Below are 13,459 nucleotides of genomic sequence, written 5' to 3'. Positions count from 1 at the left end.
GCGCCGTCGAAACGGCTGCCGCTGCGGGTCAGTTGGGTTAGTGCCTAGGCGGGGTCGGAAACCACCAGGGTTTCGCTGCCCCGGAGGCTGGCAGTGCCGCTCTGCAGCAAAGGCTCGACGACGGCGCGCAGGGCAGTCATCGAATCGTCCAGTTCCAGCACCACGGGGTGCTGGAACGCGATGAGCGCCAGCAGGTCCCGGACCGCCGAGCGGGCTTCCTCCTCGGACAGCTTGGGATCGTGGCCGACGAACACATCCGTTGGCTGGCCCGACGCGGACCCCTCGCCGCCCGCCGGGTTCTCGCCGCCGGGGGCAAGTTCCGCGTAGCTGATGGCGAATGCCTCGAGCCGGCCCTTCCTGCTGGCCGGGACGCCCTGGCCGAAGGCGCTGGCCTTCGGCGCCCGGAGCACGATCGCGCCGTGCGCCCCGCTGAGTTCGTCGAGGAACAGCCGCTGCACGGTGCCGATGCTGAGCTCGCCCGGGCTATCCCAGGTGTGCACGGCCGTGTAGTACCGGCCCACCACGTCGCTGAGTTCCACCGAACCGGTGGCAAGGTCCTCGATCTGTTCGGAGGCCGCGGCCTCCGAACCGTCGCCGAAGACCGGCAGCTTGAGCGCCCCCGGTGCCACCACGACGAGGCGTGAGCGCTGGATCGGAACCAGGCCGGCAGCTTCGGCGAACGCGGCGCCGGGCGTGCCCGGCTCCACCTTGGTCCGCAGCCTGGACACGCCCGACGGCGCCTGGCCGGCTTCGTGCCGGAGCATGGTCAGCAGGGTGGAGCCAACGCCGGCGCGGCGGTGGTCCTTTGCCACCTCGATGTACATCCAGAGGCGTTCGGGGTGCAACGATGCTTCGTGGACCACTGCCGCCGCGACCGGGATGGCCACGCCGTCCACGACGTCCTCGGCCACAATGCAGCGGCGCCACGGCGTGTTGCCCGAGGGTGCGAGCGTGCCGCGGAACTGCCGTGCCTGTTCGGTCTCCGGGCCGCCCCAGAGTTCGAGCAGTGCAAGGTCGTCGCCCTCTCGCCATTCGCGGTATTCGATGGCCATGCTCAGGCGCCGATCAGCCGCGCGGCCAGGTAGCCCTCCACCTTGTCCAGGGAGACGCGTTCCTGGCTCATGGTGTCGCGTTCACGGATGGTCACGGCCTGGTCCTCGAGGGTGTCGAAGTCCACGGTGATGCAGAACGGGGTGCCGATTTCGTCCTGGCGGCGGTAGCGGCGGCCGATGGCGCCGGCATCGTCGAAGTCGATGTTCCAGTTCTTGCGCAGCTGGGTGCCCAGGGCCTTGGCCTTCGGAGACAGGTCCTCGTTGCGGCTCAGCGGCAGCACGGCCGCCTTGACGGGGGCCAGGCGCGGGTCCAGCTTGAGCACGGTGCGCACGTCCACGCCGCCCTTGGCGTTGGGGGCCTCATCCTCGGTGTACGCGTCAATGAGGAACGCCATGAAGGACCGGGTCAGGCCGGCGGCGGGTTCGATCACATACGGGGTGTAGCGCTCGTTGGTGGCCTGGTTGAAGTAGCTCAGGTCGTGGCCGGAAGCCTTGGAGTGCGTGGAGAGGTCGAAGTCCGTGCGGTTGGCGATGCCTTCCAGCTCGCCCCACTCGGAGCCCTGGAAGCCGAAGCGGTATTCGATGTCCGTTGTGCCCTTGGAGTAGTGGCTCAGCTTCTCCAGCGGGTGCTCGAAGAAACGCAGGTTCTCGGCTTTGAGGCCCAGTCCGGTGTACCAGTCCATGCGTTCCTTCATCCAGTACTGGTGCCACTGCTCGTCCGTGCCCGGCTCGACGAAGAATTCCATCTCCATCTGCTCGAACTCACGGGTGCGGAAGATGAAGTTTCCGGGCGTGATCTCGTTGCGGAAGGACTTGCCGATCTGGCCGATGCCGAACGGCGGCTTTTTCCGGGAGGTGGTGAGCACGTTGTTGAAGTTCACGAAGATGCCCTGCGCGGTTTCCGGGCGTAGGTAGTGCATGCCCTCCTCGCTGGCCACCGGACCGAGGAAGGTCTTGAGCAGGCCGGAGAATTCCTGGGGCTCGGTCCATTCACCACGGGTGCCGCAGTTGGCGCAGGCAATGTCCTTCAGGCCGTTTTCGGCCGGACGGCCCTTCTTTTCCTCGTACTCTTCTTCGAGGTGGTCGGCACGGTACCGCTTGTGGCAGGAAAGGCACTCCACCAGGGGATCGGAGAAGACCTCCACGTGGCCGGAGGCTTCCCAGACCTGGCGGGGCAGGATCACGGAGGAGTCCAGGCCCACCACGTCCTCGCGGCCGCGGACCACCGACTGCCACCACTGGCGCTTGATGTTTTCCTTCAGCTCGGCGCCGAGGGGCCCGTAGTCCCAGGCAGAACGGGAGCCACCATAGATTTCACCGGCCTGGAAAACGAAGCCCCTCCTCTTGGAGAGGGAGATGACCTGGTCGAGAACGGATTTTGCTGCCATGGGGAACTCCAATTTCTACAGGGCCGCTGGGTGCGGTCCGCGCGGTTTCTAGGCCCCTGTACCCTGCTGGTTGCCGGGCGGGGCGTTACGAAGGAAAGATGTGCAGGAAGCTGCGTGTCCTAGCCTACCGGCCCGGCTGCCGCTTGAGGGCGCCGCGCGGCCAGGGAAGGGTGGCCAGGACTATCGCACCGAGCGTCAGGACGGTGCCGAGGATCGTGGGCAGGGCCACCACTGTGCCGGGCGCGGGAAAGGCGAGGTCCAGGCCCAATGACCCCAGCAGCTGGCCCGCAATCATGCCCAGCCCGGTGACCAGGACCCCCAGGCTCCGGACCAGTAGTGCGCCCAGTCCGATGAACGCGCAGCCCATGGGACCGCCGAGGTAGTACCACCATTCGGCCGGCAGCCCGTTGCCGGGCCCGGCGACCGCCAGCTTGATCAGCCAGGCCAGCCACAGCACCGTGGCGCCGGAGATGAAATTCACCAGGGTGGCCGCGATGGGGGTGCCGTAGTGCACCGTGGCCGTCCCGTTCATGGCCTGCTGGAAGCTCATCAGGAAACCGGCAATAACGGGCAGGAGCACCGGGAGGAGCAGCTGCGCCGGGTCGGTGCCGACTCCCCCGGAACCGGCCCCGGAACCCCCGGCGCCGCCGAACCGCGGGGACACTGCCCACGCGACGGCGGCGATGGTCAGCACAGTGCCGATGACACGGATGGCGGTGACGGACTTCTTGCCGGCGGGGCCGATGCCGAGCCGGTCCACAAGCAGCCCGCTGAGCGTTTGCCCGGTGACGGTGGCAACCGTAAACAGGGCCACGCCCAGCAGGCCAACGGTGAAGGACTGCGCAAACACAAAGAACGCGCCGATGCCGCCTGCCATCACGTAGATCGGGGGAAACCGGCGTTCCCGGAGCGCGGGCAGGATCTGGGCGAGCCCGCGGCGTCCCCGCGGCAGGACCAGCGACACCAGGACCATCACGATCAGTCCCGTGGTGAAACTCACCACGGCGGCGGCAATGCCGTCGTCCAGCCGGGCGCCCAGTGCGCCGTTGATCCGGCCCTGGACGGGGATGGCGAGTCCGGCGGCTACGGCAATCGGCAGTCCTGCAATGAGGGGCAGACGGGGTGCATGGGTCACTGGATTCACCTTACGTCAGGCATCATTGCTTGTATGAGCAACCCGGAAATCGAAGAGATCCCCATCCGCGACGAGATGATCCGCCTGGGCCAGCTCCTGAAGCTGGCCAGCCTCGTGGAGGACGGAGTTGAGGCCACGGAGCTGATCAAGAACGGCCTGGTCAAGGTCAACGGCGACATCGACGACCGCCGCGGCCGGCAGCTGCACCATGGCGACACGGTCACTGTGAACGGCCGGACCGTGCGGATTCTGACTCCCGCCGGTTCCTAACCGTTGCAGCGCTGAACTACTTTTTCAGCACCTCGTGGGTGAGGAATTCGGAAACGTGGCCGATCTCCTGCTGGTTGATCCCGTGCCACATCCCTGTGTAGAGGACCTTCGTCAGCTTCACGTGCTTCCGCACCCAGCCCATGGTGAATTCGATCTTGTCCTGGGTGATGACGGGGTCCTGCTGGTCGCGGCCCCAGAACAACGGAACGCTGCCGTCCAGTTCGCCGTCCCGGAAAGTCGGGTCCCCTCCGGCGTTCACCGCAAAGCCGGAAAGCCCGACGACGGCGGCAAAGTCCGCCGGGCGCTGCCTCAGCAGCGTGGTGGCCATCGCCATTCCCATGGAGAACCCGAGCAACGTGACGGACGGGTGGTCACCTTTGACGCCGTCGAGCCAGTCCAGCACAAAGGCGGCGGCATCCTTAACCGCGTCGAGTGAATAGTCGGCGGAGTCCGTCAGCGGGAACCATGTGAACCCCGGGCCCATGGCGATGGGGGCGCGGACGGACGCCACCGCGAAATCGCCGGGCAGCAGATCGGCAAGGCTGAGCAGGTCCTGTTCGTTGGCACCGTAGCCGTGCAGCAGGACCAGGAGTGGCTTACCCGAGCGCTCTTCGTCAGGAGTGGACCACAGGACAACAGGGGCAGTGGAAACGTCGGCTTCAGTCATGGGGTCCATTCTTGCAGTTACCTCCGGGTAACAACCTACGGTGGCGTAGCTTGTTACCTACGAGGCAGGATGGAAACGTGAGCGAAACTGAAGCCATTCCGAACCCGCAGGACACTGTTGATAGCCACCCCTGGGGACGCTATGTTGCCATGGGCGATTCCTTTACCGAGGGCATCGGCGACCCCGAACCGGGAAGTCCCGGCGGGCACCGTGGCTGGGCGGACCGGGTGGCCGAGGAACTGAGCCGCGGGCACAGCGATTTTGCCTATGCCAACCTTGCCGTGCGGGGACGGCTCCTGGAACAGATCGTTGACCAGCAGCTGGCACCGTGCCTGGCCCTCAAGCCTGACTTGGTGACCCTCTCGGCCGGAGGCAACGACCTCATCCGGCCCGGCGGCGACCCCGATGCGCTGGCTGAAAAGCTGGACTCGGTGGTGCACATCCTCAGCCTGGGCGGCGCCACCGTGGTGTTGTTCAACGGCCCGGACACCGGTTCGTCCGTCCTGGGCAGGGTCCGCAGCAAGATCGCCATCTACAACGAAAACCTTCGCACCGTGGCCGCGCGGCACGATGCCGTCATCGCTGACATGTGGTCCCTCCGCCAGCTCAGCGATCCGCAGATGTGGGACCAGGATCGCCTGCACTTCTCGCCTTTGGGCCACCACACCATAGCCGCGATGGTGCTCGATTCACTGAACATCCAGCACACCCTGGAGCCGCTCTCCCCCAAGCCCCTGCCCCAGCGCAGCTGGCGGCAGGCGCGGTCCGGCGACCTGGTGTGGGCACGCGAATACTTCGTGCCGTGGGTTGTCCGCCGGCTTCGCCACCAGTCATCCGGGGACGGCATCACGGCCAAGCGCCCCACGCCAGGTCCCGTATTCGGGCCCGGGATGCCGCTGGGCTCGGGCGAGGCCGCGGGACTAGGGGCAGCGGGACTCGAGTCCGACCGGAAGTAGGCGCACGTGGACGCTGACGACGTCGTTAGGCTGCGGCTCAGCCAGCAGCTGCTCCGCCATCCCCGCGCGGTCTCTGCCGAAGCTCCACTGAAGAACCTCCTCGCCGTCCAGTCACAGGAGTTCCCGTATGCCCGCTGGTCGCTGGCGCAGCGCACTGCAGGAGCCTCCGCTGCCGATGTCGAAGAGGCAGTGGCCGACGGCCGGATCCTCCGGACCCATATCCTCCGGCCCACCTGGCATTTTGTGCACCGGGACGACCTTCGCTGGCTTCTGATGCTCTCGGCTCCCCGGCTGCACCAGGGCAACGGGGGCATGTATCGCCAGACCGGCATCGACGCCGAAGCAGCGTCCCGAAGCGCCCGGATCCTGGCCGACGCCGTTGCCGGCTTCGCCCACAAAACCCGGGAGCAGCTCGCCCTGGAATTGCGGCGCCACGGGTTCGCAGCCAAAGGCCTGGAACTCGCCTACCTGATCATGCATGCTGAGATCAGTGGCGTCCTGACCAGCGGCACACCCGTGCGCAGCACCGGCGGCGCGCTCAAGCAGACCTACGCGCTCTTCGATGAACGCGTTCCGGCATCAGCGGACGGTCACGAACACCGCTCCGAGGCGCTGGCCGAACTCGTCCGCCGCTACTTCCTCAGCCGCGGACCGGCCACGGTCAAGGACTGTGCCGACTGGTCCGGGCTCACAGTGACTGATGTCCGGTTGGGGCTGGGAATCGTGCTGGAGGCTGAACCCGACGTACTCGCGGCTGCGACGCTGGACGGACTGGACTTCTATTTCAGTTCCGCCGGGCGCGGGCCTGCTGCCGCGCCCGGGCCTGCTGCCGAGGCCGAAGGCGGGCCTAGGGTCGACCTGATCCAGTGCTACGACGAATACGTCATGGGCTATTCACGGTCACGGTATTTCCTGGGCGGCACCGCCCCCGCCCTTCCTGAGCGGGACACTCCGATGCATGTTGTGCTGAGCGACGGCCGCATGATCGGTTCGTGGCGCCATGACCTGGCTGGCGGACGCTGTGAGCTGGATATCCGCACCCGCTCTGATCCCGGCCGGGCCGGCAATCGTGCGATCGATGAAGCTGTTGCCGCGTACGGACGGTTCCTGGGCATGCCCGCAGTACGGAAATGATCGGACGGATCCGATAGGACGGAAATTGATCGGACGGCAATGCTCGGACGGCAATGGTCGGCCAGGGCAGTCTGGCGGCCGGGGGTTAAACTGAAGGGACACTTCTGAGAGGCCCTCCACTGTGAGCAACGTGTTCTTCTGGATCATCATCCTGTCGTTCCTGATTCCCTTCGCCATGCGTATGTACCGGAAGTCCGTCCGGGGCAGGAACCGGAACCAGGATTTCAACGGACAGTACCCGGGCCAGTTTCCCGGGCAGTTCCCGAACCAGTTTCCTGGCCGGCCCAACAACCAGCCGCGTGACGGCTACACCCAGCAGGACTACTTCGGCGGCGGCTTCCGGCAGCTCGGCGGCGGCCAGCAGCCCCCGCTCGACCAGCCCTACCAGAACCCCGGCTACCCGGCTCCGGGTTTCCAAAACCCCGGCCATCCTGCCCCCGGCGGCCCCGGACAGGTACCGTACGAGGACAGCCCCGAGTATCCGGCCAACCAGTCACGCCAGCAGCCGCAGCAGCCGTCCACCCCGGTTACTCCTCCGCCGCCGTCGGCCCCTCAGGGTTTCCGCGCGCGGAAACTGGCGGAGCTTGACCAGCAGTACAGCAACGGCGAAATCGCCATGGAGGAATACATGACCCGGCGTGACGAGATCATGAAGGGTTAGGCGCCCCTCCCGCTTTCTCCCAATGCTGACGTTTTCCTTCGGGCTGCCGGCTTACTTCGGGCCGCCGGTTCCCTTCAGCAGTCTGTCCTCAGGCAGCCAGCGGGCCGACTAGCCGGGAGCGTTTGAGAATCTTCGCGCGGTGAAGAAGCTCGCGTCTATGGCGACGGTTCATAGGAGGCGGCGGCGCGGGCAGTGATGTCCCGGGCAGTGGAGGCGCCGTGGATTGGTAGCCGTGCCCGGTCGGAGTGTGGATTTCCAGCGTGTGCCGAGGTCCTGGCCGCGGTTCTGCGTACCACCCAGGGGACTCCTTGGTGTGGTTGCAGGATTCGCAGAGCCCGCTGCCGTTGCCAAGGCTCGTGGGCCCGCCGTGCTGCCATGCGACGATGTGGTCGTGGTGGCGGATCGGCGCATCGCAGTAAGGCGTGCGGCAGGTGCCGTCTCGTGCCTGGATGAAGCGGCGGAGACCGGTAGGGAAGAGCCTTGCCCGGGAATCCATGGCGAGCAACTCACCAGTGCACGGGGCGGTGTAGAGCCGCCGCAGCCAAACGTTCAACGGCCGGTCACGGTCTTGGCTCAGGCCCTGAGGTTGGCCCTGGCTCTGGTCCTGGACGCAGATCTCCCTGGCCCACCCGGCGGAGACCACACTGTAGCCCGGAAGCCTCGCCGGTTCGCTGTCGCCCTGGAACAGGGTGCGGTCGGTCATGATGAGCTGGATTTCAATTCCCACGATCCCGCCCGGCGTCCCCGTGATGCGTTCTACCAAGTCATCCGCCATGATTTGTCCGCCGGGACCGGCTGTCTCCGGCCGAGCGCAGCGCGTCGGACTGCCGGGTGAGCGCTGCGTGGACTGCCACACCGGCTGTGACCGGGAGTAGCGCGGTCAGGTAAGTCATGGCGTCCGGTGCCGGGCGAAGGCTCACGTGCCGGTCTGCCACGGCCTGGCGGGCACGATTCACCACTGAGTGGGGGTCCAGCCGATACGCCGCCGTCCGGGCCGCCGCGACGATGGTCCGGTCGCCGGCGCCGGCCAGGGTCCCGATATCTGCAGCGGGTTCTTCATCGACGGCACACCGGTCTGCCGCGGATAAACAGGCGGTCTCTTTCACCAGCAGCGTGGCGCGCCACTCATTGAGCTGCCCGGTGCGCAGGGCTGCAAGGGTGTGGGGCATCTCCGTCACCAGTGCTTTGGCCAGTCCAAGCAGCCGGCCGCCGCGGGCTGTCGATTCACGGCGGGCCAAGGCGATCTGAGCAGCGACACCTTTGCCCAACTCATCCGCCGGAAGCCCGGCCTCAACCTGGGCGCCTCGCTGCTGGACATCGAACGCCACAGAGGAGCGGGCTTGCATCGCCGCTGCGGCCGACTTCAGATCCTCCAGATCCCGCAATTGGTCGATCAGGGCGGCGCTGTCGCTACAGGGTCGGATCGAAGCCAGGAGACCGATAAGGTCCCTGACCGTGATCCCGCGCCCTGCGTCGTCCGAAGCCTCTCCCGGCCGGCTATTGCCTTCCATTGCTGAAGTCTGGCAGTGACCACCGACAAAAAGCGGGCCAGCGGCCGCCCCAACGACTGACCTCCTAGTCCACCTGCGGGAAGCCGAGGTCGATCACCGACGTGGACGGATCCGGCCAGCGTGTGGTCACCACTTTTCCGCGGGTGTAGAAGCGGATGCTGTCCGGGCCGTACATGTGGGTGTCGCCGAACAGCGAGTTCTTCCAGCCGCCAAACGAGAACGTCCCCACCGGTACCGGGATGGGCACGTTGACGCCCACCATACCGGCCTCGACGTCGAACTCGAACTGGCGCGCCGCGCCGCCGTCGCGCGTGAAGATGGCGACTCCGTTGCCGAACTCGTTGTCGTTCACCAGCTTGACGGCGTCGCCGTAGCTGTCCGCGCGGACCACCGACAGCACGGGGCCGAAGATCTCGTCGTCGTACACCTTCATGCCCGGCTTGACGTGGTCCACGAGACTGACCCCGATGAAGAAACCGTCCGAGTCAAAGACCTGCTCGCGCCCGTCCACCACAACCGTGGCGCCCTCCTCGGCTGCCCCGGCCACGTACGACGCGACCCTGTCCCGGTGTTCCTTCGTGATGAGCGGACCCATCTGCGAGGCCGGGTCCGTGCCTGGACCGATGTTGAGGTCCGCCATGCGCGTGGAAATAGCTTTCACCAGGTCGTCGGCAATGCTGCCCACCGCCACCAGCACGGACACCGCCATGCACCGTTCACCCGCCGAGCCGTAGGCAGCTGACACGGCGGCGTCAGCGGCCATGTCCAGGTCTGCGTCCGGCAGGACCACCATGTGGTTCTTGGCGCCGCCCAGTGCCTGGACGCGCTTGCCGTGGTCGGCCGCACGCTTGTAGATGGACTGCGCGATCGGAGTGGATCCCACAAAGCTGACAGCCTTGACGCCTGGGTGTTCCAGCAGGACGTCCACGGCCTCCTTGTCGCCGTGGACCACGTTCAGGACGCCCGGGGGCAGACCCGCCTCCGCGAAGACTTGGGCAATGAAAACGGCCGACGACGGGTCCTTCTCGCTGGGCTTGAGGAGCACGGTGTTGCCGCAGGCGAGCGCACTGCCGATCATCCACAACGGCACCATGGCCGGGAAGTTGAACGGGGTGATGCAGGCGACCACGCCTACCGGCTGGCGCACTGAGTGGACGTCCACGCCGCTGGAAACCTGCTCCGAGCGTTCGCCCTTGAGCATGTGGGAGAGTCCTGTGGCGAATTCGATGTTTTCGAGGCCTCGGGAGATCTCGCCTTCAGCATCGGAAAGCACCTTGCCGTGCTCGCTGGTGAGGATGGCAGCCAGCTCGGACTTCCGCTGCGTGAGGAGTTCCCGGACCCGGAAGAAGATGTTGGTGCGCTTGGCCAGGCTCGTGGCCCGCCAGCCCGGCAGGGCGGCCTGGGCGGCAGCGATGGCCTCCTCCACGCGTGCGGCCGACGCGAGGGCCACCTCTTTGTCCTGTGCTCCGGTGGCGGGGTTGAAGACGGGGCCGAAGCGGTCGGCGTCGCTGATCAGGGCGCCGTTGATGAAGTGGGGAATGCGTTCCATGGGTAAGTCCTATTCGTGAAGCAGGCTGCGGTTAGTTGGAGGACTCGAGCGAGCCGTCGACGAGTTTGATGATCATGGAACAGTCCTTGCCAGACTGCCCGGAGTCGATGAGGCGCTGGAAGAGCGTCTGCACGTGCTCGCCGATTTCCAGCGGAGTGCCGGTGTCGCGGGCAGCGCTGATGGCCAGGCCGATGTCCTTGTTCGCCAGTTCGGTGGTGAACGTCGGGGCGAAGTCGTTGTTGGAGGCGGCGGTGGGCACGACGCCGGCCACCGGGTACCAGGTCCGCAGCGCCCAGCTGTCGCCGGAGGACACCGAGGCGATGTCCCAGAAGACCTGCTTGTCCAAGCCCAGGCGGTCGGCGAGTACGGCACCTTCGGCGGTGGAGGCGAGGTTGATGAAGAGCATCAGGTTGTTACAGATCTTCGCTGCCTGCCCCGTGGTGGCGCCGCCGGTGGGAATGATGTTGGAGGCCATGGGGCGGATGTATTCGGTGGCGTCGGCCACGGCGCCCGCCTCGCCGCCGATCATGAAGGTGAGCGTCCCCGCCTTCGCGCCGCTCATGCCGCCCGAGACCGGGGCGTCCACGAACCGGAAGCCGGCGGCAGCGGCGGCGTCGTGCAATGCCTGGGCGGAGGCGATGTCGATGGTCGAGGAATCCACCAGCAGCGTCCGGGTGTCGGTGTGGGCCAGGACGCCGTCCTCGCCCAGGTACACGGCACGGGCGTGCTCGCCCTTGGGCAGCATGGTGAAGACGACGTCGGCACCGTCCACGGCCGCGGCAATGCTGGCCACGGGCTTCACGCCGCCTGCTTCGGCAGCCGCCACCGCCTCGGGGTTGAGGTCGAATCCGCGGACGTCGTGACCGGCCTTAGCCAGGTTTGCTGACATGGATCCACCCATGTTTCCGAGACCGATCCAGGCGACAACTGCCATGGCGAAAGCTCCTTTGCTTCGTGTACCAGCCCTATTGCTGGATGTTCAGTGTCCACCATCACACCCTGCTACAGTGCAATCAAGGGGAAAAAATACAGACGGTATGTGCATTGATGCACATACCTCCGAACAGCCGTTCCGGAGATTGAAAGTGTGGAAGTGAAGAAGTGGATTTGAACCGGCTGCCGAGTCCGGATGACCTGCTGATCCTGCTGACGGTGGCCAGGCTGGGCCGGTTCAACGCCGTGGCAGAAACCCTGGGCACAACGCACACCACCATTTCCCGCCGGATCATGGCGCTGGACAAGCAGCTCGGCGGACGGACGCTGGAGCGCAGCCCGCACGGCTGGGAACTGACCGAACTGGGCAGCCAGGCCGTTGCCGCCGCCGAGGCGATCGAGGCGACGCTCGGCTCTCTGACCGGCGCTCTCAGCAACGGCGAAGATTCGCTGTCCGGCCTGGTCCGGATCAGCACTTCCGACGGCTTCGGTGCAGAATTCGTCGCGCCGGCGCTGGTCCGCCTGCAGCAGGACAATCCGCTGCTGAATGTGGAGATGCTCAGCGCCACACGCAAGGTCAGCCAAAACCGTTCCGGCGTGGACCTGGAAGTGGTGGTGGGCCGGATGGAGGTCACCAACATGCAGCCTGTCTTCCTCACGAACTACTTCCTGCGGCTCTACGCGAGTCCGGGCTACGTCCGGTCCCGCGGACTGCCGGCCGCCCTGGAAGACATCAAGGAGCACGGCTTTGTTTCCTACGTCGAGTCGGCGCTGCAGGTGGCGGAGCTGGGGCACCGGTCGTCCCAGCTGCCAGCCCCAAAATCCAGCTTCCAGGCCACCAGCGTCTTCGCCCAGGTGGAGGCGGTCCGCTGCGGTGCGGGCATCGGCCTGCTGCCGAACTTCATGGTCGCGGACAACCCGGACTTCGTTCCGGTGCTTCCTGAGCTGTTCCAGCGGCAGCTTCCCATCTGGGCGGTGGCCCGTCCGGAGTCGCTGCGCTCGGCGTCCGTCCGGGCCGTGGTGGCAGCGCTCAAAACGGAAGTGTCAGGCCGCCAGGACATCCTGGCAGCCTGACATTTACCTATGCCTGGAACAGGCGGCGAACCACTGTCCCGGCCGCCAGCGCATCGAGGCCCTCGTTGATTTCCGCGAGCGGCCGCGTGTCCGTGTGCAGCAGTTCCACCGGAAGCCGTCCGGCGCGCCAGTGGTCAAGATACAGCGGAATGTCGCGCTCCGGGACCGCGTCTCCCATGTACGAACCAAGAAGCCGCTTCCCCGCACCGGCGAACTGGAGCGCTCCCACAGTCAGTTCCGCTGAGGGCTTTGGCAGCCCGACGGAGACGACGGCGCCGCCGCGGGTGACGAGGTCCAGGCACGAGCCGATCACCCCCGCGGACCCCACCGCTTCAACGGCGACGTCCACACCGTCGCCGGTCGCCTCAGCGACCAGTCGCGCGGCATCGGCCGGAGTTCCCACTGCCGTCGCGCCGCAGTCCATTGCGAGCTGATGCTTGCCCTCGTTCGGGTCGATGGCAATGACGGCGGCGGCACCGGCCAGGGACGCCGCCATCACGGCGGAAAGCCCGACGGCGCCGAGGCCGAAGACGGCCACCGACTGTCCGGCGGTGACCGCCGCGGTGTTCAACACTGCGCCCATGCCGGTGAGCACGGCGCAGCCGAACATGGCCGCGACGGTGTCCGGGACGTCGTCGCCGATCACCACGACGGATTCCCGTGCCACCACGGCGTAGTCAGCAAAAGCCGATACCCCGAGGTGGTGGTTGATCCGCTCCCCCGACGGCGTCCGCAGCAGAGCCTCCCCGTGCAGCAGGTCTCCCGAGCCGTTGACCTCTGCGGCGCGGTGGCACAGGGCCGGGCGGCCGGAGCGGCACGCGCGGCAGTCGCCGCAACTGGGGACGAAGACGAGCACCACATGGTCCCCCGCCGAGACGTCCTCCACTCCCTCGCCGACCGTCACGACCCTCCCGACGGCCTCATGCCCCAGCGCCATGGGCAGCGGCCGTACCCGGGAGCCGTCCACCACCGACAGGTCCGAGTGGCACAGGCTGGAGTAGGTGATGGCCACCCCGAGTTCGCCGGCGCGGGGTTCGGGCCGCTCAAGTTCCTCCACCACGAGCGGGCGGGCCTGCGTGTAGCTGGTGCCGGCGGGGACAGCGGCGTAAAGGACTGCTGCTCGCATCGA

Annotated in this window: 12 protein-coding genes and 1 pseudogene; 5 read left to right on the top strand and 8 right to left on the bottom strand. The window is 66.8% G+C overall.

Annotated elements, in window-relative coordinates; genetic code table 11:
• Positions 1–44: 44 nt before the first annotated feature.
• From ACSQ1X_RS06900 to ACSQ1X_RS06890, 3 genes are all read right to left on the bottom strand, one after another.
• Entirely contained in the window at positions 45–1,052 is a 1,008-nt protein-coding gene (locus ACSQ1X_RS06900; RefSeq protein ID WP_436057152.1) for a GNAT family N-acetyltransferase, read from the bottom strand.
• A 2-nt stretch (positions 1,053–1,054) separates the two neighbouring features.
• Positions 1,055–2,440, bottom strand: a complete 1,386-nt coding sequence (locus ACSQ1X_RS06895; RefSeq protein ID WP_028272541.1) for a glycine--tRNA ligase — start codon at positions 2,438–2,440, stop codon at positions 1,055–1,057.
• Positions 2,441–2,564: 124 nt separating this feature from the next.
• Positions 2,565–3,575, bottom strand: a complete 1,011-nt coding sequence (locus tag ACSQ1X_RS06890; RefSeq protein WP_436057151.1) for a DMT family transporter — start codon at positions 3,573–3,575, stop codon at positions 2,565–2,567.
• A gap of 33 nt (positions 3,576–3,608) precedes the next feature.
• Between ACSQ1X_RS06890 and ACSQ1X_RS06885 the strand changes: the two genes are divergently transcribed.
• The gene (locus ACSQ1X_RS06885) at positions 3,609–3,845 is read left to right on the top strand and encodes an RNA-binding S4 domain-containing protein (protein WP_055798629.1); all 237 of its coding nucleotides are present in this window, start codon (positions 3,609–3,611) and stop codon (positions 3,843–3,845) included.
• Between the two features lie 16 nt (positions 3,846–3,861).
• Here ACSQ1X_RS06885 and ACSQ1X_RS06880 read toward each other — a convergent pair whose 3' ends face one another.
• The gene (locus tag ACSQ1X_RS06880; protein ID WP_436057150.1) at positions 3,862–4,512 is read right to left on the bottom strand and encodes an alpha/beta hydrolase; all 651 of its coding nucleotides are present in this window, start codon (positions 4,510–4,512) and stop codon (positions 3,862–3,864) included.
• Between the two features lie 149 nt (positions 4,513–4,661).
• Between ACSQ1X_RS06880 and ACSQ1X_RS06875 the strand changes: the two genes are divergently transcribed.
• From ACSQ1X_RS06875 to ACSQ1X_RS06865, 3 genes are all read left to right on the top strand, one after another.
• A complete protein-coding gene (locus ACSQ1X_RS06875; RefSeq protein ID WP_235505617.1) occupies positions 4,662–5,468 on the top strand; it encodes an SGNH/GDSL hydrolase family protein in 807 nt (268 codons plus the stop codon).
• Positions 5,469–5,474: 6 nt separating this feature from the next.
• Entirely contained in the window at positions 5,475–6,602 is a 1,128-nt protein-coding gene (locus tag ACSQ1X_RS06870; RefSeq protein ID WP_436057149.1) for a winged helix DNA-binding domain-containing protein, read from the top strand.
• 121 nt (positions 6,603–6,723) lie between these two features.
• Positions 6,724–7,263: a hypothetical protein gene (locus ACSQ1X_RS06865; protein ID WP_436057148.1), complete on the top strand. Its 540-nt coding sequence runs from the start codon at positions 6,724–6,726 to the stop codon at positions 7,261–7,263.
• 88 nt (positions 7,264–7,351) lie between these two features.
• On the opposite strand, the pseudogene ACSQ1X_RS06860 reads toward ACSQ1X_RS06865, so the two are convergent.
• The 3 genes and pseudogenes from ACSQ1X_RS06860 to mmsB form a co-directional block, all read right to left on the bottom strand.
• Positions 7,352–8,774 (bottom strand): annotated as a pseudogene (locus ACSQ1X_RS06860) (DUF222 domain-containing protein).
• Between the two features lie 64 nt (positions 8,775–8,838).
• Positions 8,839–10,323: a CoA-acylating methylmalonate-semialdehyde dehydrogenase gene (locus ACSQ1X_RS06855; RefSeq protein WP_436057147.1), complete on the bottom strand. Its 1,485-nt coding sequence runs from the start codon at positions 10,321–10,323 to the stop codon at positions 8,839–8,841.
• Positions 10,324–10,354: 31 nt separating this feature from the next.
• Positions 10,355–11,257, bottom strand: a complete 903-nt coding sequence (gene mmsB / locus ACSQ1X_RS06850; protein ID WP_436057146.1) for a 3-hydroxyisobutyrate dehydrogenase — start codon at positions 11,255–11,257, stop codon at positions 10,355–10,357.
• A 173-nt stretch (positions 11,258–11,430) separates the two neighbouring features.
• On the opposite strand from mmsB, the gene ACSQ1X_RS06845 reads away from it, so the two are divergent.
• Positions 11,431–12,330, top strand: a complete 900-nt coding sequence (locus ACSQ1X_RS06845; protein WP_436059282.1) for a LysR family transcriptional regulator — start codon at positions 11,431–11,433, stop codon at positions 12,328–12,330.
• Between the two features lie 7 nt (positions 12,331–12,337).
• Here the strand turns inward: ACSQ1X_RS06845 and ACSQ1X_RS06840 are convergent, their stop codons facing one another.
• Entirely contained in the window at positions 12,338–13,456 is a 1,119-nt protein-coding gene (locus ACSQ1X_RS06840; protein WP_436057145.1) for a zinc-dependent alcohol dehydrogenase family protein, read from the bottom strand.
• Positions 13,457–13,459 lie beyond the last annotated feature (3 nt).

The sequence above is a fragment of the Arthrobacter sp. LjRoot78 genome (genome assembly GCF_964254335.1).
Classification (GTDB): Bacteria; Actinomycetota; Actinomycetes; order Actinomycetales; family Micrococcaceae; genus Arthrobacter.
This window is presented reverse-complemented; position numbering and strand designations above follow the sequence as displayed.